Genomic DNA, 22,380 nt, shown 5'->3' on the forward strand with positions numbered 1-22,380 from the left:
AGGGGGAAACCCTGTGAAAATAAACACTTGGCAATATGCTGACCCGGAAATGGCTATTCATGGAAAGGAAGTCATTCATACACTAACCACAGCTGGCTACGAGGCTTACTGGGTCGGCGGTTGTGTGCGGGATGAACTATTAGGACGCGCTATTCATGATATGGATATGACCACATCGGCTGAACCGGAACAGGTCATAGCACTGTTCCCCCATGTCATTCCGACTGGAATTCAGCATGGGACGGTTACGGTGATGCAGGGTGGGCATCCGTTCGAGGTGACCACTTTTCGAACAGAGAGCGGTTATACCGATCATCGCCGTCCGACAGAAGTCGCTTTCGTGAAGGATATCCGTGAAGATCTGATGCGGCGGGATTTCACGATGAACGCGATTGCAATGGATGAGCATGGGAAAAGGGTGGATCCGTTCGGAGGGGAAGCCGATTTACGCGCCGCTATTGTTCGTTGTGTGGGACGAGCCGAGGAACGTTTCGAAGAGGACGGACTGCGAATGCTGCGTTGCATTCGTTTTGCCTCCGTATTCCGGTTCCGTATAGCCTACAACACATGGAAAGGCATGATCCGTCGTAAAGAGGGACTTCGTTACATTGCGATGGAACGTGTGCGGGCTGAGCTGGAAAAGATGCTGGCAGGACCGGACCCGTTGCTTGGACTGGAAATGCTGGGTCGCAGCGGCTTGCTCGCGCGTACGAAGGTTCCCGTTCCCTGGGAACAATGTGAAGCACAGGCGCTCAGCGGGATGGTACAACTGCCTGAAGAACTGCGATGGGGTTTGCTGCTGCTGTCTTGCAGACTTACCTCAGAGGGAGCGGACGAGCTGTTAAGAGCATGGACTTTCTCCAACGCTGTACGTTTGCGGCTGGTACATCTGTTAGAATGGGAGCGTGAGCTAACGGACAGTGTCGTTGGGATAGCAGATAGTTCCACTTCAGTGGAAGGTGAAGGAATCAATGATGAGGCGCTACGCCGTAGTTGGATTCGACTGTTAATTAAATGGGGACGGGATACCTCGTCAGATTGGCTTGAGCTTTACAAGACACTGCCTTCTTCGTTCCGCGAATTACCGCCACAGGCAGAAAAGCATGTAGCGAGAATGGCTGAACTGGCAGAGGCGTGGACGAAGCAAACCGCAGTCGTTCGTATCAAAGATTTAAATATTACAGGAAATGAACTGGTTCAGGTGATGAATCGACCGGGTGGTCCTTGGCTGGGTCAGACGATGGAACGACTTTTGCTGGCTACCGCCTGTGGAGATATTCCAAATGAAACAGAAGCATTGCTTCAAGAAGCGAAACGGGTGATGAGTAGTGAATAATCATGAAAGACTGTTAGGCATACTGGAGGAAGATACATCAGATTATGTATCCGGGGAGGAAATCAGCCGCCGCCTCTCGGTGAGCCGTACAGCCGTATGGAAGCAGATCAACAAGCTGCGTGAGCTGGGCTACAACATTGAAGCTTCCTCGCGTAGGGGTTATCGGATTGTGTCCCGCCCTGATCGACTGGAAGTCTCTAAACTGGCATATATGCTAAATACCCAATCGTTCGGACAACGTATAGTTGTGCTGGACTCGACGGTCTCTACCCAGCAGGATGCGATGCGTCTGGCAGAAGAGGGTGCACAGCAGGGGACGGTAGTTCTGGCGGAGGAACAGACGGCGGGCCGGGGACGTTTGGGCCGAAAGTGGTTTTCACCTCGGGGCAAAGGCATCTGGATGAGCATTGTGTTGCGACCAAGCCAGCCCTTGGCCTTCACTCCACAGTTAACGCTGCTTACAGGCGTAGCGGTATGCAGAGCCATTCGTCGGTTGACGGGTGTGGAAGCTGGCATCAAGTGGCCGAATGATCTGCTTGTTCATGGTCGCAAAGTGTGCGGTATTCTGCTGGAATCTGCAACAGAGGATCAACGGGTCCGCTACTGTATTGCAGGTATCGGCATTGATGTTAATTTAAATACAGAGGATTACCCGGAAGAGCTGTCACGGTTGGGGACATCCCTGAAAATAGAGGCTGGTCGCGAAATCGATCGTACTGCACTGATTGCCGCCGTGCTGGAAGAGATGGAGCAGCTATGTGCGTTATATGCGGATCAGGGCTTTCAGCCTGTAGCTATGCTGTGGGAGGCGCTATCCGTGACGATGAATCGCTTCGTGCGGGCGCATACCGGACAAGGAAAAGCGGTGGAAGGTACAGCCGTCGGTTTGGACCCTTCGGGAGCGCTGGTGGTTGAAACGGAGCAAGGAGAGCGAATTCAGGTCGTTTCCGGTGATATACAATTGCAGGTGTAACCCTAGCTGTGAATAGCACCTGCAATTGTTCTTTATTTCTATCAGCATTTTGCATCATTCGATTCCCAACGCTCGAAAGTACAATAGATAGACGAACTAAACCGTTTTCGATCTATATATTGCTGATTTGAAATCGCTCTTGGGATTGTTGCAAAATGCTCCTATGCAAAACTTCACGTGAAAAAGCGGATGTTTTTTGTTATACTGTGCAGGAGGCGGCATCGGACGGTCCGAGCTGCACTCCGGGGCATGTGCTCCACCATTGCAAGCAAGTTAGACCATCATAACTTCATTTGAAGGTTACGTTGGATTCTGCTCTGAGCCGAACAGGACCGAGACAGAAGGGACGATCTCAAAATGAGTGTCTTTTTTGGCTGTTCGGACCTTTTGATGACGCAATTGTACAGGCGTTCATAAAAGGTTATTTTTTGTGCCAAAAAAAGATGGAAGGGAGCCATATACCATGGCAGGCAAGCAAGCACTGAATATTGTGAAAGTGAAAAAAATGAAGCAGGAGGGCATTCCGCTCAGTATGCTGACCGCCTATGATTATCCCTCGGCTAAAATAGCCGAAGAGGCGGGAATTGACATGATTCTCGTGGGCGACTCGCTGGGCAACGTCGTTCTCGGCTATGATTCGACCATTCCCGTAACACTGGATGACATCGTATATCATTCCCGAGCGGTAGCCAGAGGCGCGGAGCATACGTTTATCGTAGCGGATATGCCGTTTATGACATATCACAGCAGCGTATCGGAAAGCCTTCAGGGGATCCGCCGGCTGATGCAGGAAGGACACGCGCATGCTGTCAAATTGGAGGGCGGTGCAGAGATTGCCGACGTCGTAAAAGCGACTGTTCAGGCAGGCGTACCTGTACTTGGTCATATCGGTCTTACACCACAGTCGGTCAATCAGCTTGGCGGCTACCGCATTCAAGGCAAGGACGAAGCGGACGCACGGCGGCTGATGGCAGACGCCAAGGCGCTGGAGCAGGCGGGTGCCTTTGGCATCGTGCTGGAGCTGGTGACTGAGGAAGTGGCAGCGGCTATTTCCAAAGAACTGTCTATTCCGACCATCGGAATTGGTGCAGGACGCGGATGTGACGGTCAGGTGCTTGTTTATCACGATCTGATTCAATATGCTTCGCCTTATTACAACAAACGTTTTGTCAAAACCTATGCCGATGTCGGCGGCTTGATTCGTAGCAGCATTGAGCAGTATGTGAGCGATGTGAAGGGACGAGCCTTCCCGGCTAAAGAGCATGTGTTCAGCGCCGACGACAGCGTTGTAGAGGCTCTCTACGGACACAAGAAAGAGCAGGCAAAGGTGCAGGAACAAGAGGAACAGGCTAAGGAAAAGGTGGAATCTCGGTCATGATTATCGTAAGAGAAGTGGCTCAGCTTCGACAGGCAGTTGCTGAACGTCGGCAGCTTGGTGCAAACGGAGAAAAAGCGGAATACGGTTCTGCTACTACACAGCAACATAAAGTCGGCTTTGTGCCGACGATGGGGTATTTGCATGAAGGCCATGCGAGTCTAATGCACAAAGCGCGTGAAATGGCAGATACGGTGGTACTCAGCATTTTTGTAAACCCGATTCAATTCGGGCCTAATGAAGATCTCGACAGCTACCCCCGCGATGAAGAGCGTGATTTGGAGGTGGCGCGGCGTGAAGGTGTGGATATCGTATTTTTGCCAACTGTAGCAGAAATGTATCCGCAGCCAACCCGTACGAAAATTCGCGTATCCTCTTTAACGGATCGGTTATGTGGTGCTTCACGTCCAGGGCATTTTGACGGTGTGACCACCGTGGTTGCCAAGCTTTTTAATATGGTAGGTCCTGATCTGGCCTTCTTCGGCATGAAGGACGCGCAGCAGGTAGCGGTGCTCCAGCAGATGGTGACCGACCTCAATATGAATGTCACCATCGTTCCTTGCCCCATCGTCAGAGAGGCCGACGGTTTGGCCCTCAGCTCGCGTAATGTGTATTTGAGCGCGGAACAGCGGGAGCAGGCGTTGGTACTGTCACATTCACTGCGTCAGGTGCGTGAAGTGAGCGAAGATGTTGTGCAGAACACGTTTACGATCCTTCAGTTATACCAGATGGTGGAGTCCACCATTACTTCTTCACCTTTGGCAGACATTGACTACATTGAAATCTTAACCTTTCCCGGTCTGGATCCCCTTCCTCCCAAGCAGCGGCTAAGCGATGTTGAAGAAGACATCATTGTAGCGCTGGCTGTAAAGTTTGGGAAAACCCGACTGATTGATAATATGAGAATACAGAAGGCGGAGGTGCTTTCCCATGTTTAGAACGATGATGAAATCCAAAATTCACCGGGCGACGGTTACTGAAGCCAACCTTAACTATGTGGGTAGTATTACCATTGATGAGGATTTGATGGAGACCTCTGATCTGCTGGAGAATGAAAAGGTTCAAATTGTGAACAATAACAATGGAGCTCGACTGGAAACTTACGTTATTCCCGGACCGCGTGGTAGCGGCGTAATTTGTCTCAACGGCGCAGCAGCGCGTCTGGTGCAGCCTGGGGATACAGTCATTATTATTTCCTACGCTTCTATGTCGAATGAAGAGGCCAAAACATACAAACCGACCGTTGTATTTGTCGATGAACATAATAAACCGGCCCAAACGGCCAACAAGGAAGTACACGCCACGATCATGTAATGAATGGGAGTGCGGATGAAACCCGCCCTTTAAGCGAAAAATGTGAGTGTATTAATCCATCTTTCGTAAGGGCGGGATGCACATGTTCCAGCATGTATTCGCAGAAATGAACAGCATGTTAGATGATATCGTGAAGCATTACCCATCAGCCCAGGGCTCCCGCAGGCAGGAGTTGCTACAGCACTGGAGTTTGCTGCGGAGAATGAGTGACGGAATTATGGATGAATGGCTGGCCTTTGAGGAAAAAATGGTTCGACTGCGGACTGCTGGTTTTTCCGCTGAGTCCGGTATGTCTGACACGGAGCTATCTGAAAAGGAACTGCCTGAAAAGGAGTTGCCAGCCTTTAATCGGGGTCAAGGGTATTACCGACTGCTTATGTATCCTGAGGCCATCCGTCAGTTTGAACAGGTGCTACAGCATTTTCCAAACAGCTGGCAGAGCCGTATGTATATGGGGATGGCGTATTTTCAACTGGAGGATACAGCGGAGGCTGTGAGCCATTTTCAGAAGGTGCTGCACCTGACAGAGCAGTCCGGGCTGAAAGCGGTCATCTATAATGCTTTGGGCTGTCTTATGGCGAAGCAGGCTGATGTAGAGGAGGCGCAAAAATGTTTTGCTCTCGCGCATCAGTTCGATCCTGCGTTACCCGAGCCGCTGCACAATATGGAAGCCTGTTTGTCCGGTGCCGAAATGCTTCGGTACGACAGCTCCATGATGACCTGGCTATAGTTGTCAGACACCGATCGAGACGAGGCATGCCCACCTTCCCAGGCGGTGTGTGCATCGTCTTTTTTGGCTGTCTTAATTTCCAAACAGGCGATCTTCTGCTATGCTGTTATACAGAGTTATTATTTTTGTATGTGTCAAAAGAAAGGATTAAGTTGAATGAAATTTGCGGTATTGGATTTTGAAACGACAGGCACCCAGTCCGCGGATGACATCATTCAAGTCGGACTTGCAATTATAGATCATGATAACAGCATTTCCCGTATTTACGGTTCTTATGTGAACCCTGGCAGATCCATTCCGCCTTTTATTACCGGGTTGACCGGGATTACAGACGATGACGTCAAGGATGCTCCTGCCCTCGAAGAGATGATGATGGAGCTAGTGCCTATGCTGGACGATGTCGTGCTGGTCGGTCATAATGTGGCGTTTGATTTTAATTTTTTGCAAAACGCTTTGGATCGGTGCGGGTACTTGCCGTTTACTGGCAGAATTTTGGATACGATGGATTTTCTGAAAATCATGTTTCCATCGCTATCTTCCTATCAGCTGGGTTTTGTTTCTTCTGAGTTCGGGCTGGCGCATGACCGACCTCATCAGGCAGACAGCGACGCGTTGGCTACGGCTGAGGTGTTTTTAAAATGTCTGGATGAGCTTCACGCGCTGCCTTTGATTACGATACAGCGGCTCAGCGATTTGTTCGCGGAGGAAGACAGTGACCTCGGATGGTTTTTGGACGGGGTGCGTGAAGACAAAGAGCATGATCCTATTCAGGATTTGGAGGGTCATCAGTTTTTTCGTCAGCTTGCGCTGAAGGTAGAGGATTGGACGGAGCTAAATGCTCCTCGCAGAGAGGACGACCCCAATCCGCTGGCAGGCGTTTCCTTTGAGGAATACATGGATGATGTGCGAGACAATTTACGTTCATCCTTGAGCCAATATGAGGAACGCGAAGCGCAGACGCAAATGATTGAGGGTGTCAATCAGGCGCTGAGTGAGGACAAGCACCTGTTGATCGAGGCGGGTACGGGGACAGGCAAGTCCCTCGGTTATTTGCTCCCTTCGCTATATCACAGTGTGAAAAATGGACAGCGAGTCATGGTTAGTACGCATACGATCAACCTACAGGAGCAATTACGCGAGCGTGATATTCCGATGCTGACCAAGGTGATCCCGTTCCCGTTCCGGGCTGCCATTTTTAAGGGCCGGGGACATTATTTGTGTCTGCGTAAGTTTGAACATAAAATAAACAGAAGAGACTTCGCAACGCCGAAGGAAGATTTAATTACAGCGGCCCAGATGATCGTCTGGCTGACATTGACGGAAACCGGTGATGATGAAGAACTGAATCTGAGCAATCGTGGCGGAGATTTTTGGGAAACGGTGGCCAGTGATTCGGAGTCCTGTCTTGGGCGTTCTTGTCCATGGTTCCGCAAATGCTTTTATCATCGTGCGCGCCACGAGGCGGGAATAGCCGATGTGGTCATTACGAATCATTCGAAGCTGTTCACGGACGTAAAAGCGAGTCATCAGCTGTTGCCGAGCTATGAGCATCTGGTGATTGATGAAGCGCATCATCTGGAGGAAGTCGCTGGTAAGCACCTGGGAATGCATATGAAATATTTCACACTCGTGCATACGCTGACCCGGTTGTTCAAGGACAGCAAGAACGGACAATTGCCTTCGCTGCGTCAGCAGTTGGCAAAGTCGGGGCATGAGAAATCGACGGATTGGGCTTCTACCATCGACCAGATATATCCACTCGTGCTGGAGGTCAAGGAGACTTGGGATCTGCTGAGCGACAAGCTGTTTGGTATGCTGCCGGAGCGAAGTGATGCGACACCGGGCGAAACAGGGCAGTTTTCTTCCCGTCTCAAGCCGTCGGCCAAGCCTGCCAAGTGGGATCAGGCTGCTGCGCTGGAAAATCAGGTTTATGTAACGTTGAGCGAAATTTTGCGCAAGGGCGACAAGCTGATGCTCGACGTGAAAGAAGAACATGACGATTATGCGGCTGACAGCCTCATTACAGATATTACGGGGCTGCTTAAGGATTTGGCAGGCATTAGGGAAAGCTTGCGCTTTTTCATGCGGATGGATGATGAGACGACCGTATATTGGCTCGAAGCGAGCGGGCAATTCCGCAGCAAGTCGCTACAATTTTATGCGGTGCCCGTCGATGTGAGCCGCCAGCTGAAAGAAATGTTTTTTGACAAAAAAAGGAGCATTATTCTGACGTCTGCTACCTTGTCGGTGGATAAGTCGTTTCAGTACATGACCGATCAGCTCGGCTTGCAGGAGGCCGCAGATCAAGGGCGGCTGATGACTACGCAGCTCCCTTCACCCTTTAACTACAGGGATCAGGTGTTGCTAGTCATTCCAAGGGATTTTCCGAGCGTGAAGGGCAGTGTAGGAGATGAGCATTTTGTAGATATGCTCGTCAGCTCGCTAGGTTCGACTGCCCAAGCGACGCGGGGGAGAATGCTCGTTCTCTTTACCTCCTATCGCATGCTCCGGCAGGTGTATGAGCCGCTTAAGGAGGCGTTAGCATCCAGCGACATCACCGTGCTGGGGCAGGGCGTGGACAGTGGGAGCCGCAGCAAGCTGACCCGACGTTTTCAGGAAGCCAAAGCTTCTGTGTTGCTGGGAACCAGCAGCTTTTGGGAAGGCGTCGATATTCCGGGCAAGGCGCTGACGTGTCTGGCTATCGTCCGCTTGCCGTTCCAACCGCCCAATCACCCGCTGCTGGAGGCTAAAAGTGAGCTGCTCCAGCAGCAGAAGAAAAATCCTTTTATGAAGCTGTCTGTTCCACAGGCTGTCATTCGCTTCAAACAGGGATTTGGACGTCTAGTACGTACCGCGAGCGACCACGGGGTTGTTATCGTTTACGATACGCGTGTGATTGAATCCTATTACGGGAAGCACTTTTTGTACTCGTTACCGGGACCAAAAATGGAGCATATGCCGACGGAGCAAATGGTGCCCCGTATCGCCGAGTGGCTCCAATCCGCCCCGGAGACAGAGGCATAACGGACGGACATCTTAACATGTCCGTTACAATTAGGGGGAGCATGTATGAAATCAGATAAAATTTCAGAGGCTGTCGTACGGAGGTTACCCGTATATTTACGTTATCTGAATGCACTGCACAAACGGGAGGTGGCTACGGTCTCTTCCCAGGAGTTAGGACAAAGACTGGATTTGAATCCGGCTCAAATTCGTAAGGATCTCGCGTATTTTGGAGATTTTGGCCGTAAGGGTATCGGCTATGATGTTACTTATCTTATCGAGAAAATACGCCATATCCTGAAAATCGACCAGCAAATTAACGTGGTATTGGTCGGAGCAGGTAATCTGGGGCAAGCCCTTTCGAATTATAATGCTTATTTAAAAGACAATATGAAAATTGTAGCAGTATTTGATGCTGTGCCAGATAAGGTCGGAACCAGGATCAATACGCTGGTCGTACAGCCAATGGATGAACTGGAAGCGACCGTGAAGGAACAAAACATTCGGATCGGGATTATTACCGTACCGGATTTTGAAGCGCAGAACGTGGCTGACAGGCTCATAAATAGCGGGATTGGAGCGATTTTGAACTTTGCGCCGACCACTCTCAAGGCACCAGCAAATATTCGAATACATGCCACAGATTTTACAACAGATTTGTTAAGCCTCGCTTATTATTTGGAAGACGGAAAGGAAGATATGCAACATGACGGTGAATAAATGGATGATTAAAAACGGCTCTTTTGCCGTGAACAGATCGGAAGCGGGGGTAATCCACGGCTATATGATCGTGGAGGACAGCCGCATTGCCTATATTGGCGAGACTTTGCCAGCGGGTGAGGAAGAGACGGAAGCGATTGATGGTAACGGGCTGCTGTTTTTACCTGGCCTGATTAATACACATGGTCATGCGGCGATGTCCCTGCTGCGCGGGTATGGGGACGATCTGGCTCTTCAAGTATGGCTTCAGGAAAAAATGTGGCCGATGGAAGCCAAGTTTACGTCTACGGATGTGTACTGGGGTACGTCCTTGTCCGTGCTGGAAATGCTGAAAGGCGGTACAACCACCTTTTTGGACATGTATGATCATATGGACGAGGTGGCTCGTGTAGCTGAAGAGTCCGGCATCCGTGCCAGTCTGATGCGTGGAGCGATTGGATTATGTTCGGAGGAAGAGCAGCGGATCAAGCTGGCTGAGGCTGTGAATTTTGCGCGTAATTGGCATGGAAAAGCAGACGGTCGCATTACGACTATGATGTCTCCACATGCGCCGTATACGTGTCCGCCTGCGTTTATCGAAAAATTCGTGCAGGCTGCGCATGATCTGGACTTACCGTTGCATACGCATATGTCCGAAACCATTGCCGAAGTAGAGCAAAACGTACGCGACTACGGCTTGCGCCCGGTTGCGCATTTGGATAAGCTCGGCTTTTTCTCCCGTCCATCGCTTGTTGCCCATGCTGTTCATTTGAATGACGAAGAAATAGCTTTGCTGGCTGAACGTGGTGTAGCGGTTTCGCATAATCCGGGCAGCAACTTGAAGCTGGCGAGCGGTGTGGCAAGAGTGCCTGATCTGCTCCGTGCAGGCGTTACCGTCTCTCTCGGAACAGACGGTCCCGCCAGTAACAATAACCTGGATATGTTTGAGGAAATGCGTCTGGCTGCACTCATTCACAAGGGAGTATCTGGGGACCCAACCGCAGTTCCTGCGGGTGAGGCGTTGCGTCTGGCAACGGAGTACGGAGCGAAGTCGATTGGCTTGAATGAGGTAGGGGCGCTGGCAGCAGGCAACAAGGCTGACTTTATCGCGCTCGATCTCAATCAGGCTCATTTCTTGCCGCATACGGATCTCATTTCTCATGCCGTATACTCTGCAAGCGCCAAAGACGTGGCCCATGTATGGGTTGACGGTCGTCAGGTTGTGAAAAACGGTGAGTGCCTGACTATGGATGAGGAACGTATCAAGCATGAGGCACAAGCCGCCTTTGAAGGGCTGCTGTCGCGCTAATTCAGGTGTCACATCCCCTTAGAGAGGAAGCACAGGTTTGAAAAATAAGAAAAAATGGATAGTGGTCGCCATTCTGGCCGTCATACTGGTCCTGGTCAGCATTTTCTGGTATTATTCCTATGTTACTCAAGATCAGGTGACTGAGAGAAATGCCGCTATCGTAAAGGCCAAGCAATCGGGTGGTCTGGTTACCACGACTCAGACGTGGAAGTCGGTGTGGGATCAGGTATACTGGGTGGTACAAGGGAAAAATGCTCAGAATGAAAATATTATGGTGTGGGTCCCTTTTCAAAAGGTGGAGGGTCAACCTAATGTGCCTGTGGCAGATAATAGTGGTGTTCATACCGAGCTACTTAAAAACGGAGTCGACGAGCAAAAAATGACAGCCATGATCCAGCAGCAGCTTCCGGGTATAGATATTGTAAGGCTTGAGCCGAGTGTGTTTAACGGTCAATATGTGTGGCAGTTGTTTTACGATGACGGCAGTCATCATTACTATACCTTTTATCGCTTCTCGGATGGGGGATCGATGGGGGTAAAGTATACTTTGCCTAATAATTGAGCTGGGTGAAGAGTGGCTGATGGTGGTGTGAGAGCGCTGCGTGGTCCATTTGAGCTTACGATCGCTGTTGCCGACGGATTTTTTTCGATTAGATTCTTATGGGGAAAATCCGTCGGCAAGCATATGCTTCCGAACCGAGCTTTCTTTCAGAAAGCTTTCAGGCGAACGCTTCGCTTCTTCAGATTCAAATGGCCCACTCCGCTGGCTGATCGCGATGGAGTTACTCCAAACACCACTCTTTCTATGGGAGTTGGGGGGTAGGGGGCACGGACGCCGCTGCGCTTGTCTCCGTTTTGGGTTTTACACCAAACTAATTCTGTACGAACTGGAAAATCGTTTTTACTAAAAAAGATATGTGAAATTAGAAGACATTGTCTTATAAAAGAATGTGTAGTTTTGAATCATTGAAGACTAAAAAGACGTAAAGCGATATTTCTCGCATTTGCGTCTTTTAGTTTTTTTGTTTGGGTAAGTGTTTATTATAGTATCACTTGAATTTCCCTTAAACAGGTTAAACATGAAGTCTATTACATATATCATAATATTTTTTTCCTTAAAATGGTTTAATTATAGGTGCAGACTAACGTAACCCATAATTTTGTGGCTATGTTATCATGACTACTTATACAAAAAGGAGATTCATGAACATGGGTAAAGTGAATGGGAAAGTTGCATTAGTAACGGGTGGAGGTCAAGGGATTGGACGGGCTATTGCTTTACGCCTCAGTCAAGATGGCTTCGCAGTGGCAATCGTGGATTTGAATGAAGAAACGGCCCAAAGTGTTGCTGGTGAGATTACAAAGGCAGGAGGGCGCTCGCTTGCGCTTAAAGTCGATGTTTCCAACCGGGATCAGGTTTTTGCGGCTGTAAAGGAAGCATCTGAAAAACTCGGTGGCTTTGATGTCATTGTAAATAACGCGGGGATTGCTCCCGCCAAGCTATTGGAGGATGTCACGCTGGCTGATTTTGACAAGCTGTTCCACATCAATGTGACCAGTGTATTATGGGGCATTCAGGCAGCAGCCGCCAAGTTCAAGGAACTGGGTCATGGTGGTAAAATCATCAATGCCTCTTCTCAGGCAGGCCATGTCGGTAATGCCAACCTGGGTATTTACTCCGCCACCAAATTTGCAGTTCGTGCCCTAACACAAACCGCCGCTCAGGAATATGCCCAATACGGTATTACAGCTAACGCCTACTGCCCCGGCATTGTACAAACGCCAATGTGGAGTGGCATTGATAAAGAAATTACGGCATCCAAAGGTGAAGCTACTGGCGATGCGACCAAGGAATTCGGCAGTAAAATTGCCCTGGGCCGTCTTTCTACACCGGAAGACGTATCTGCCTTCGTATCCTTCCTGGCAGGCCCTGATTCCGATTACATGACAGGACAATCCCCACTGATCGACGGTGGCATGATGTTCCTTTAAAAGATTTAAAGGTTGTATTATGACGCAATTATGAATCCTTTTTAGATATAGTGTAAGGTTGCAATATGAGAGCTAAAATGCTGTATGAGAATCTTTTCTTACACATAAAAAGAAGTAGACATCACAACAAAAAAAAGACGTAAATACGATAAAATTCGTATTTACGTCTTTTTAACTCACTCCGCGAAGCTTGGCTGAAAGCCAGCAAAGCATCTTTATCTACCCAACTTCTCTCCTAAGGCAAATTCATCTTTATGGCTGTGCAGTAGCGGAGTGGAGGATTTGAATCTGGAGAAGCGATAGCGTTCGCCGAAAGCTTTCTGAAAGAAAGCTCGCTTCGGAAGCATATACTTGCCGCCGGATTTTCCCCTTAAGAATGTAATCGAAAAAAATCCCATGGCAACAGCGATCGTAAGATCAAATCATTCACGGAGCGTCTCCCACCACCATAACCAATGATTTTGCCTTATCGCAACTCCCCCACACATTGCCTTCGATATTAGATATACGTTATGATATACTATAATTTATAAGTGATAGACAAAAATGATAGAAAAAGACCTGCTGATCACTGTAGATCATGCAGTCTGGTTTATGTGTTGACATTCGTCCCGTTTCTTCTGTGTTTTACATTTTGAGAGGAGGATGTTATTTGAAATTACGTGCAGTTCCTATCGTTGTTGCGGCGGTTCTGGCAGCATCGCTGTTGTTTGGAGGATGGTTTATTTACCGTCAGTTTACAATGCAGAGTCCTCTGGAAAAACTGGTTTCCCAATATCCCGGCGTCACAAGCGCTCAAATAGATATTAAACCGGATCAGGTTGTTTTGAATCTGGATCTCAAACCGCAGGCAGATGTCGCCGGATTGGTCAATGTAGTTAAGCAAAAAGGACAGTCCATCATTGGCAGCCGTACAGTTAAGCTGGAAATTGCGGATCATTCCAATCCAGCGTTGAACCAGTGGTGGTCTGAGGCCATGTTTCCGGTAGCGGAAGCGATGGAAAATAAAAAATACACCCAAATTTCATCTACCGTCGAGCAGATGAAAAAGAAAAAAACCGGTATCGAGGCCGATACCGATATGGATTCAAACAACGTCTATATCCGACTCAGCGAAGGCAAAGCGACCAAGTTTATCGTTTTGCCACGTCAATCTCAGCAAATGGGGGTATGGCCTAATGCCTAGATGGATCAAGGAAGCACTAATCGGCATTGTGCCGGTGACCATTATATTTCTCATTTTTATCGGGGTGAATATTATCCCTTTTCTTATCGCAGGTTTGATGCTCAGCGGCTTGTTAATGCTCATGCATGCACGTGGAGGTTTGGCTGTAGGGGCCGGGCAAGAACGTAAACGTAAAAAGAATGGCCCGGACAAGCTGACTTTTGAGGAAATCGGCGGGCAAGAAAGCGCCAAGCAGGAGCTGCGTGAAGCGCTGGATTTTTTGAATCGGCATGATGAAATTTCCAAGTTTGGCATTCGTCCATTAAAAGGTGTTTTGCTTACAGGCCCTCCGGGAACCGGGAAAACACTGATGGCGAAGGCAGCTGCGCACTATACCAATTCTATATTTGTTGCCGCTTCAGGCAGTGAGTTTGTTGAAATGTACGTAGGTGTTGGTGCAGGCCGTGTCCGCGAGCTGTTTCGGGAGGCCCGCACTCGTGCAGCCAAGGAAAAGAAGGAAAATGCTATTATTTTTATTGACGAGATCGACGTGATTGGCGGCAAGCGTGAGGGTGGACAGCAACGTGAATATGACCAAACCTTGAATCAGTTGCTGACTGAAATGGATGGCATCTATTCAGCAGATACTCCGCGCATTTTGATCATTGCGGCTACAAACCGTAAAGAAATGCTGGACAGCGCCTTAACGCGTCCGGGGCGTTTTGACCGTCATATTCAAGTGGACTTGCCTGATAAGAAGGGCCGTCTTCATATTCTTAAAATCCATGCCAAAAACAAACCGATTCAGGAAGAGGCGAATCTGGACAAAATTGCTGAGGAATCCTACGGGTTTTCCGGTGCACAGCTGGAAAGTGTCATGAACGAAGCGGCAATCTATGCGATGAGACAGGAACAGGAAACGATTGCGCAAAAGCATCTGTCGATGGCGATTGACAAGGTGATGATGGGTGAGAAAACGGATCGTGAATCAACGTTGGAAGAGAAAAAACGTGTAGCGATTCATGAACTGGGACATGCTATTATGGCTGAAATCGTTCGTCCGGGCAGTGTCAGCCAGGTAGCGCTCAGCCCGCGTGGGAAAGCGCTCGGCTATGTGCGGCACAATCCACAGCAAGAGCATTATTTGTATACTAAGCAGTTCCTGGAGGAGCAGATCATGATCTCGCTCGCAGGAGCTACGGCGGAAGAAATGTACTATGGCGGTCGCAGTACAGGCTCTAGCAACGATTTTGAGCAGGCGCTGAACATTGTTCATACGATGATGACTTCCGGTTTGACTTCACTTGGCATTATTAACATGGAAATGGTAACGAAAGAAGAACTCATGCGCGAAAATGGTGAGATTATGGACGACCTTCATAACCGTACTTTGGAGCTGCTCGAAAAGCATCGTCCAGTGTTCGACAACTCTCTTGACATCCTTATGAAGGAAGAAACCCTGTCCGGGGATCAATTTAGATGTCAATTTAGTGAAAATGCTCTATTACCAGCATAATTTTTTATGCTGGTTATTTTTTTTTACTTTTAGTCCGTGCTAAGATATTATTAGCTATTGGGACATAAACATGTATTTTTCGACAAAGAAGGATACAATATAAGAGAGTGACCAGGAAAGGGTGGAGTAAAGAACCATGCAATTTAAAAAAATCGGCGTCATCGGCGGCGGCACCATGGGACAGGGTATCTCTGAAATGCTCGCGTCCAAAGGAATTGATGTGCTGTTGGTAGAGCAGACACCAGAGAAACTAGACTACGCCTACAATATGATTGAAACGAGTCTGGACAAGCAACTGGAAAAATGGGCAATCACACAAGCGGAGAAAAAATTGATTTTATCCCGCATCCAGAAAGTTTCTCATTTGGCTGAGCTTGGAAGCTGTGACATGGTCATTGAAACCATTACAGAAAATCTGGACGAGAAGAAAGCTGTTTTCCAAGAACTGGACTATGTGTGTCCAAACAACATTATTCTTGCAAGTAATACATCCACGCTGAGCCTGACCGAGCTTGCCAGCTCGACCAAGTATCCTGAGCGTGTTATTGGTATGCACTTTATCTATCCAGTATCCCGCATTGATCTTGTGGAAATTATTCGTGGCTTGAAAACTTCGGACGATACGTTTGAAAACACAAAAATGTTTGTTGAAGAAGTAGTGGAGAAAAAAGGGGTTATGATTTATGAATCCCCGGGCTTTGTAACAAGCCGTATCATTTGCCTGCTGATTAATGAAGCAGCTCACGTTCTTCAAGAGGGCGTAGCTTCCGCTGAAGATATCGACGATGCTATGCGAATCGGCTACAGCTTCCAAAGCGGTCCTTTGGAAATGGCTGACCGCTTTGGTCTGGATTCCGTTTTGGCTGCTCTGGAGCGCATGTTCCGTGAATTCGGCGAATTGAAATATCGTCCGTCCATCGTCCTGAAGAAAATGGTGCGTGCAGGTAATCTGGGCGTGAAATCAGGAGAAGGCTTCTTTAAGTACGACAAGGATGGTGACCGGGTATGAAAATTCTCGTAATTAATGCAGGGAGTTCTTCCCTGAAATACCAGCTGTATGATATGTCGGACGAGTCCGTTCTGGCAAAAGGATTGGTCGAGCGCATCGGTATGGATTCATCCATCCTGACGCATAAGCCAACCAACAAAGAAGAATACACTGAGGTTAGCGAAATTCTGGAGCATACTACAGCGATCCGTAAAGTGCTGAATGCACTCACAGATGCGGAACATGGTGTAATCTCCAGCACTAGCGAAATTGAGGCTGTGGGACACCGCGTTGTTCATGGAGGCGAAATCTTCAAGCAGTCAGCGGTTGTAACGCCTGAAGCGAAGAGTGAAATCCGCCGCTTGTTCGACCTTGCGCCATTGCATAACCCGGCTTCCATGATGGGTATTAAAGCGGCTGAATTGAATATGCCGGATGTACCGCAGGTTGTTGTATTTGATACCTCATTCCATCAAACGATGCCTGAAAAAGCTTATATGTACGCCATTCCAAGAGTGTTGTACAATAAGTACAAGGTCCGTCGCTACGGCGCACACGGTACTTCCCATGATTATGTAAGCAAGGAAGCCGCCAAATTCGTCGGTCGTCCTTTGGAAGAGTTGAAAATCATCACTTGTCATATCGGTAACGGCGGTAGTGTAACAGCGGTTCAAGGCGGTTTGTCCGTAGATACTTCCATGGGTATGACTCCACTGGAAGGACTTATGATGGGGACACGTAGTGGTGATTTGGACCCGGCAATCGTGCCTTATGTGATGAACAAGCAAGAATTGACCGTCAATGAAGTCAACTCCATGCTGAACAAGCACAGTGGACTTTTGGCTATCTCCGGTATCAGCAGTGATATGCGTGAAATCACGGAAGGTATGGAAAAAGGCGAAGCTAATTCTACATTGGCATTTGAAATGTATGAATACCGTCTGCGCAAATACATTGGTTCGTATGCCGCGGCAATGAATGGGGTAGACGTGATCGTATTCACGGCAGGTGTAGGCGAAAACTCCGTCGTTCTGCGTAAGAGAGTGTTGGAGCAACTGACATTCCTCGGTATCGAGCTGGATGAATCGTTGAACGCTATTCGTTCTGGCGAGCCTCGCCGGATTACAACAGCAAATTCGAAGGTTGATGTATTGATCGTTCCGACGAACGAAGAGCTGGTTATTGCCCGCGACACGTACCGTCTGGTTCAGTAGTTCGACCCGAAGTTTAAACTTTATGCATACGGGCTATCACTTAAATAGGTTCCGTATGTACCAAACAGCGAGAGCAAACAGCCTGACCCAGGGGGAAGGGCTGTTTGATTTTCGGTTAAGAGGAGAGAGACGGTCATGACGAATAAAAGTACGATTGCCCTAGTGGGCCGCCATGTAGGGGAAACGGTTACAATCGGCGCTTGGGTAAATAACAAACGATCTAGTGGTAAAATCCAGTTCCTGCAACTGCGCGATGGTACCGGATATATTCAAGGGGTTATCGTGAAAAGCGAGGTGTCCGAGGACATTTGGAATGATGCCAAATCCTTGACACAAGAAAGCTCTTTGTATGTTACCGGAGTTGTGCGCGAAGAACCGCGTAGCCAATCCGGCTTTGAATTAACGGTAACGGGCATTGAAATCATTCATTTGACAGAAAACTACCCGATCACGCCAAAAGAACACGGTGTAGATTTCCTGATGGATCACCGTCACCTGTGGTTGCGTTCCGCCAAGCAACGCGCGGTTCTGATCGTACGGGCGGAAATTATCCGTGCGGTACAGGAATTTTTTAACGGCAATGGCTTTACAAAGGTGGACCCGCCAATTTTGACTCCTTCTTCCGCAGAAGGCACAACAGAGCTGTTCCATATCAAATATTTTGACGAGGATGCTTATCTGACACAAAGCGGACAGTTGTATATGGAAGCGGCAGCCATGGCGCTTGGCAAGGTATACTCGTTTGGTCCAACCTTCCGTGCGGAAAAGTCTAAAACACGTCGTCACCTGATTGAGTTCTGGATGATCGAGCCGGAGATGGCTTTTGTAGATCATGAGGAATCTTTGCGCGTACAGGAGCAGTTTGTGAGTCATATCGTACAATCAGTGCTGAAAAATTGTGCAAAAGAGCTTGAAACGATCGGACGCGATGTTTCGAAGCTGGAGCCAATTCAGGGAGAATTCCCGCGCATTACGTATGATGAGGCGATTGCTTTCCTTCAAGGAGAAGGATTCGATATCCCTTGGGGCGAGGACTTTGGCGCTCCGCATGAAACGGCTATTGCTGAGAGATACAACAAGCCAGTGTTCATTACACATTGGCCGACTCACATTAAGGCATTTTATATGAAGCCTGATCCAACTCGTCCGGAGGTTGTCCTGTGCGCTGATATGATCGCTCCAGAAGGCTACGGCGAAATTATCGGGGGTTCCCAACGGATTGATGATCCGGCCTTGATGGAAGAACGTTTTAACGAGCATAACCTGGCGCGTGAAGCTTACCAATGGTACATGGATCTGCGCACCTACGGCACCGTTCCGCATTCCGGCTTTGGACTGGGACTGGAGCGTACGGTAGCATGGATTTGTGGACTAGATCATGTGCGTGAAACGATTCCGTTCCCACGTATGCTGTATCGTTTGTATCCGTAACCGATGACCGGATCATTCGACAAGACATCAGCGGCAGAGTGGGCGGAGGGAGTAGCCTTTGCTATGGAAGCCGGAATGGTCCAGATTCCCTACTCCCTGCTCAAGCATTACCGGACGCTTCGGCTGACAGATGGCGAAATGCTTCTGCTTATGCAGTTGCTTGCTTTTAAACAAGCCGAACGTAATGAATTTCCAACCTGGGAGCAATTGCAGGCCCGTATCGGATGTACAGCGAACGAAATCGGGCTCTATTTCAGCAAGCTGATGAAGGAGGGTTTTCTGCGGATTGATACTGTGGAAGACCGCAACTCGTCCGTGCAATTTGAACGCTACAATCTAACGGGGCTGTACCGTAAGCTGGCGGAATGTATGATACCCGAGCGCACGGAGCAAAGCGATGATGATGATATTTTGTTTGCTGGAAAACCGGATGTGCTGAATGGGATATCAGAGTCTCCGCCTTTGGAGGAACGGAATTTGTTTACGATTTTCGAGAAGGAATTCGGCCGACCGTTGTCACCGATGGAATACGAGACGATCACCAGTTGGGTGGATCAGGATCGGTATCTTGAGGAGCTGATTTTGCTGGCCTTGAAGGAAGCGGTGTTTGCAGGGAAGGTGCATTTCCGGTATATTGACCGCATTTTGCTGGAATGGAGCCGAAACCGTGTCCGTAATGCACAGGATGCAAAGGAATACGCTCAGCGTTTCCGTGGGAGCGGACGCAGCTAAAGCGATAGACTGAGGTTTTCAGGCAGCAGCAAGGCTTACATTAAATGCTTGCTTAAAGTGACTAAAAAGTTAAATGAATACAAGTAAAATATTTGAGCAAACAGCAGCTTAGCGATAGAGGACACGCTACTCCGTGAGGAGGGTGTGTCCTTTTTTAAATATTTTTTTTCGAAATATGCAGGGGGAGTAAATTCTCCGGCGTCTATAGTATTGGGAAGGGGGAGAGCGTCATTGATATAGAGAGAATCATTGAACGAATACGGTCTGGTGACCGGCAGGCGTTCCGTGAGATGGTAGAGCTGTATAGCAAGCATGTGTATCATGTGGCCTATTCGGTGCTGCATGATAGCAAAGAAGCGGAAGATGCCGCGCAGGAAGCGTTCGTTCAGGTGTATAAGTCTCTCCCCCAGTACCGGAACGAAGGTTTTAAAACGTGGCTGACCCGAATTGCGCTCCACAAAGCGCTGGATATCAAGCGCAAACAGGACAGGCGGCCCGCAGAGCTGATAGATGTGGCAGAAACCCTCGTTCAACTCCCTTCCCGGGATGAGGATGTGCTGGTCCGTCTGATCCGCGAGGAACGAAATGTGGAACTATCGCAAAAAATCGCCCAGCTGCCCCAGCAGCATCGGGATATTATCCAAGACTATTATATGCAGGGCAAAACCTACGATCAAATTGCAGAAGAGACGCAAGTAGCCTTAAAAACAGTAGAGTCCAGACTCTACCGGGCACGGCAGTGGATTCGAAATCACTGGAAGGAGGAGGAATGGCAATGACTGACCAACATGATAAACTGTGGACTAAAGGGCAGATGAATGACTGGCACGCTTATATTACAGGAACTTGCACGACAGAGGAATCTGAACGGCTGGAAAAGCTTCTGCTGGAAGATGAGCAGGCGCTGGCCTTATATCTTGTTGCAATGGAGCAGCTGGAGTCGACATTGGAAGATTGTTTTGCCTGGTTGGATACGGAACGCTTCACAGATCAGGTAATGGCTGCTCTTCCCGATAAGGAAGCAGAAGCAAGTCAAGCTACCCTCAATAAACGCCGCTGGTTTGAAAAACCTGTGTTTCACTATGTAATTGCAGCAAGCTTGACGCTAATTCTGCTGTCCAGTGGTGCTTTTGACAAAATGATGCCGCAAACCGGTGGTAAGCCCGTTCCTCCGAAAGAACGCGTCTCTTACAGTGAAGAGGTCATGCGGGCTACGACAAGCTGGCTGGACAAATTAAAGCCCTAAAATAAATTAAAGTGACAGATAAAAAGGTTTAATTCAAACCTTCAGATGAGGATTTAATCAAAATCCCAAGATTAGAGAGGAAGTGTATCGGTGCCTTATACGGAACGAAGCAAGCTTCTGGCATTTCTGTTGAACATCATTCCCGGTGTGGGACACTATTACTGGACCAGAAAAGCCAATGCGTTTGTATACACCATTTTGTTTTTCGGATGTCTGGCGGGAGGAATATTTTTTTCGGTGGTTTCAAGCGACGAAATGCCTTTATTGGCCAGTATGTTTGTTGCCGCTCTTTTTTGGGGGCTCAGTATGCTGCATATCATTATTAGCTTGTTGCGTTATGATCCTCGTGCAGTCGCTGCTCCATATCCCCCTCATGCAGGCCCCAATCCATATGGCTTTTACTCTCAAAGTAGGCCTTATGGAGATGCAGGTTTAACGGGAGAGGTACCGGAGGGTGCAAAAGACGCAGATACGGATGCACCGAGAGCAGAGATGGGTTATGGTGCAGGCTATAACTATTATGAACAAGGACACTACGGTGTGGCAGGATCGCCTGCTTTTCAAAAAGGATCGGACAATGAACGTTTTTTCACCATATTGCTGTCGTTCATCCCAGGGTTGGGACACCTTAATTTGGGGCTGATGCAGCGTGGTTTGTCTTTCCTGATGTCCTTCTTTGGCTTTGGAGCGATTCTCGTTTTTATTTCAAGCATTACAAACGAATCCGGATTTTTGGCGTTTGCGGGCGTGCTGCCGATCATATGGCTGTATTGTATGTTTGATGCGGTGCAGCATGTACATCGTAAACAAGCGGGAGAAATTCTTCAGGATCGGACTTTATTTGAAGAACTGGAGCATGGAAGAGTCGAGGGGCGGCGTAGCAAAATGCTGGCTACCATTCTATCGGTATTTCCCGGGGCGGGACATATGTATATCGGTCTGCAAAAACGGGGTCTTCAGCTCATGCTTCTGTTCTTAGGCGGCATTTACATGCTGGATGTACTGTATTTGTCCCTCTTTTTGTTCCTGATCCCGGTGGTCTGGTTTTACAGCTTTTTTGATGCATTGCAGCAAGTAAGCCGTTATGGACGGGAACCGTTGATTGACAAGCCTGTGATCGGTATGTTTGCACAATATGACCGCTGGGTAGGTTTGGGGTTGCTATTGCTGGGTGCCTATTACATCTTGATCAACGTACTTGTTCCTACTCTGGATCGTCTGTTTCCGAACGGAGAGATTTATAATTTGGTTGACATGTATCTACGGACGATTATCGTATCCTTATTGTTGATTGGCGGTGGTATTTGGATGATGATCGGTAATTCCAAATCTAAACGGGTAAAGGAGAAACAATAGG

Annotated in this window: 20 protein-coding genes; all 20 read left to right on the plus strand. The window is 48.5% G+C overall.

Annotation, left to right across the window (positions count from 1 at the left end):
• The first annotated feature begins 13 nt into the window (after positions 1-13).
• The 20 genes from ABH897_RS06205 to ABH897_RS06300 all read left to right on the plus strand — a co-directional run bounded on the left by ABH897_RS06205 (position 14) and on the right by ABH897_RS06300 (position 22,379).
• Positions 14-1,336 carry a CCA tRNA nucleotidyltransferase gene (locus ABH897_RS06205; RefSeq protein WP_404591366.1) on the plus strand — a complete coding sequence of 441 codons (1,323 nt, stop codon included), beginning with the start codon at positions 14-16 and terminating at the stop codon, positions 1,334-1,336.
• Positions 1,329-2,309, plus strand: coding sequence for a biotin--[acetyl-CoA-carboxylase] ligase (locus ABH897_RS06210; protein WP_404580477.1), 981 nt, complete (start codon positions 1,329-1,331; stop codon positions 2,307-2,309). The genes ABH897_RS06205 and ABH897_RS06210 overlap by 8 nt, the downstream gene beginning before the upstream one ends.
• 463 nt (positions 2,310-2,772) lie before the next feature.
• Entirely contained in the window at positions 2,773-3,687 is a 915-nt protein-coding gene (gene panB, locus ABH897_RS06215) for a 3-methyl-2-oxobutanoate hydroxymethyltransferase (protein WP_283652220.1), read from the plus strand.
• Positions 3,684-4,622 (plus strand): pantoate--beta-alanine ligase, encoded by a 939-nt coding sequence (gene panC, locus ABH897_RS06220; protein WP_404591368.1) that lies wholly within the window; start codon positions 3,684-3,686, stop codon positions 4,620-4,622. Before panB ends, panC begins: the two co-directional genes overlap by 4 nt.
• On the plus strand, positions 4,615-4,998 hold the full coding sequence (gene panD, locus ABH897_RS06225; protein WP_007430795.1) for an aspartate 1-decarboxylase: 384 nt from the start codon (positions 4,615-4,617) through the stop codon (positions 4,996-4,998). The genes panC and panD overlap by 8 nt, the downstream gene beginning before the upstream one ends.
• Positions 4,999-5,080: 82 nt before the next feature.
• Positions 5,081-5,728, plus strand: a complete 648-nt coding sequence (locus tag ABH897_RS06230; protein ID WP_404518944.1) for a tetratricopeptide repeat protein — start codon at positions 5,081-5,083, stop codon at positions 5,726-5,728.
• A 156-nt stretch (positions 5,729-5,884) separates the two neighbouring features.
• Entirely contained in the window at positions 5,885-8,752 is a 2,868-nt protein-coding gene (gene dinG, locus ABH897_RS06235; protein ID WP_404580071.1) for an ATP-dependent DNA helicase DinG, read from the plus strand.
• Positions 8,753-8,797: 45 nt separating this feature from the next.
• Positions 8,798-9,451 (plus strand): redox-sensing transcriptional repressor Rex, encoded by a 654-nt coding sequence (locus ABH897_RS06240; protein WP_283652217.1) that lies wholly within the window; start codon positions 8,798-8,800, stop codon positions 9,449-9,451.
• Entirely contained in the window at positions 9,438-10,739 is a 1,302-nt protein-coding gene (locus ABH897_RS06245; protein WP_283657124.1) for an amidohydrolase, read from the plus strand. Before ABH897_RS06240 ends, ABH897_RS06245 begins: the two co-directional genes overlap by 14 nt.
• Before the next feature lie 37 nt (positions 10,740-10,776).
• Positions 10,777-11,301 (plus strand): cell wall elongation regulator TseB-like domain-containing protein, encoded by a 525-nt coding sequence (locus ABH897_RS06250; protein ID WP_283652216.1) that lies wholly within the window; start codon positions 10,777-10,779, stop codon positions 11,299-11,301.
• A 647-nt stretch (positions 11,302-11,948) separates the two neighbouring features.
• Complete coding sequence (locus ABH897_RS06255) at positions 11,949-12,731, plus strand: (S)-acetoin forming diacetyl reductase (protein ID WP_283652215.1); 783 nt, start codon at positions 11,949-11,951, stop codon at positions 12,729-12,731.
• Between the two features lie 652 nt (positions 12,732-13,383).
• A complete protein-coding gene (locus ABH897_RS06260) occupies positions 13,384-13,917 on the plus strand; it encodes a hypothetical protein (protein ID WP_044648438.1) in 534 nt (177 codons plus the stop codon).
• Positions 13,910-15,412 carry an AAA family ATPase gene (locus ABH897_RS06265; RefSeq protein WP_283652214.1) on the plus strand — a complete coding sequence of 501 codons (1,503 nt, stop codon included), beginning with the start codon at positions 13,910-13,912 and terminating at the stop codon, positions 15,410-15,412. Before ABH897_RS06260 ends, ABH897_RS06265 begins: the two co-directional genes overlap by 8 nt.
• Positions 15,413-15,548: 136 nt before the next feature.
• Positions 15,549-16,421: a 3-hydroxyacyl-CoA dehydrogenase family protein gene (locus ABH897_RS06270; RefSeq protein ID WP_044648436.1), complete on the plus strand. Its 873-nt coding sequence runs from the start codon at positions 15,549-15,551 to the stop codon at positions 16,419-16,421.
• Entirely contained in the window at positions 16,418-17,614 is a 1,197-nt protein-coding gene (locus tag ABH897_RS06275; protein WP_044648435.1) for an acetate/propionate family kinase, read from the plus strand. Before ABH897_RS06270 ends, ABH897_RS06275 begins: the two co-directional genes overlap by 4 nt.
• 135 nt (positions 17,615-17,749) lie before the next feature.
• The gene (gene asnS / locus ABH897_RS06280) at positions 17,750-19,045 is read left to right on the plus strand and encodes an asparagine--tRNA ligase (RefSeq protein ID WP_404591371.1); all 1,296 of its coding nucleotides are present in this window, start codon (positions 17,750-17,752) and stop codon (positions 19,043-19,045) included.
• A gap of 3 nt (positions 19,046-19,048) precedes the next feature.
• Positions 19,049-19,777, plus strand: coding sequence for a DnaD domain protein (locus ABH897_RS06285; protein WP_283657120.1), 729 nt, complete (start codon positions 19,049-19,051; stop codon positions 19,775-19,777).
• Positions 19,778-20,067: 290 nt separating this feature from the next.
• Entirely contained in the window at positions 20,068-20,556 is a 489-nt protein-coding gene (locus ABH897_RS06290) for an RNA polymerase sigma factor (protein ID WP_283652212.1), read from the plus strand.
• Entirely contained in the window at positions 20,553-21,023 is a 471-nt protein-coding gene (locus ABH897_RS06295; RefSeq protein WP_283652211.1) for a hypothetical protein, read from the plus strand. The genes ABH897_RS06290 and ABH897_RS06295 overlap by 4 nt, the downstream gene beginning before the upstream one ends.
• A 90-nt stretch (positions 21,024-21,113) precedes the next feature.
• Positions 21,114-22,379 (plus strand): multi-tm2 domain protein, encoded by a 1,266-nt coding sequence (locus ABH897_RS06300; RefSeq protein ID WP_404591373.1) that lies wholly within the window; start codon positions 21,114-21,116, stop codon positions 22,377-22,379.
• Position 22,380: the final 1 nt, after the last annotated feature.

This window comes from Paenibacillus sp. RC73 (assembly GCF_044908085.1).
In the GTDB taxonomy this organism is placed as follows: Bacteria; Bacillota; Bacilli; order Paenibacillales; family Paenibacillaceae; genus Paenibacillus; species Paenibacillus terrae_A.

Excerpts from the sequence above, each read along its gene's own strand:
- ABH897_RS06290 (WP_283652212.1), top strand. The coding sequence starts at position 20,068 with ATGGTAGAGCTGTATAGCAAGCATGTGTATCATGTGGCCTATTCGGTG.
- ABH897_RS06295 (WP_283652211.1), top strand. The coding sequence starts at position 20,553 with ATGACTGACCAACATGATAAACTGTGGACTAAAGGGCAGATGAATGAC.
- ABH897_RS06245 (WP_283657124.1), top strand. The coding sequence starts at position 9,438 with ATGACGGTGAATAAATGGATGATTAAAAACGGCTCTTTTGCCGTGAAC.
- ABH897_RS06255 (WP_283652215.1), top strand. The coding sequence starts at position 11,949 with ATGGGTAAAGTGAATGGGAAAGTTGCATTAGTAACGGGTGGAGGTCAA.
- panD (WP_007430795.1), top strand. The coding sequence starts at position 4,615 with ATGTTTAGAACGATGATGAAATCCAAAATTCACCGGGCGACGGTTACT.
- ABH897_RS06265 (WP_283652214.1), top strand. The coding sequence starts at position 13,910 with ATGCCTAGATGGATCAAGGAAGCACTAATCGGCATTGTGCCGGTGACC.
- ABH897_RS06285 (WP_283657120.1), top strand. The coding sequence starts at position 19,049 with ATGACCGGATCATTCGACAAGACATCAGCGGCAGAGTGGGCGGAGGGA.
- panC (WP_404591368.1), top strand. The coding sequence starts at position 3,684 with ATGATTATCGTAAGAGAAGTGGCTCAGCTTCGACAGGCAGTTGCTGAA.
- ABH897_RS06240 (WP_283652217.1), top strand. The coding sequence starts at position 8,798 with ATGAAATCAGATAAAATTTCAGAGGCTGTCGTACGGAGGTTACCCGTA.
- ABH897_RS06275 (WP_044648435.1), top strand. The coding sequence starts at position 16,418 with ATGAAAATTCTCGTAATTAATGCAGGGAGTTCTTCCCTGAAATACCAG.
- ABH897_RS06270 (WP_044648436.1), top strand. The coding sequence starts at position 15,549 with ATGCAATTTAAAAAAATCGGCGTCATCGGCGGCGGCACCATGGGACAG.
- dinG (WP_404580071.1), top strand. The coding sequence starts at position 5,885 with ATGAAATTTGCGGTATTGGATTTTGAAACGACAGGCACCCAGTCCGCG.
- ABH897_RS06230 (WP_404518944.1), top strand. The coding sequence starts at position 5,081 with ATGTTCCAGCATGTATTCGCAGAAATGAACAGCATGTTAGATGATATC.
- asnS (WP_404591371.1), top strand. The coding sequence starts at position 17,750 with ATGACGAATAAAAGTACGATTGCCCTAGTGGGCCGCCATGTAGGGGAA.
- panB (WP_283652220.1), top strand. The coding sequence starts at position 2,773 with ATGGCAGGCAAGCAAGCACTGAATATTGTGAAAGTGAAAAAAATGAAG.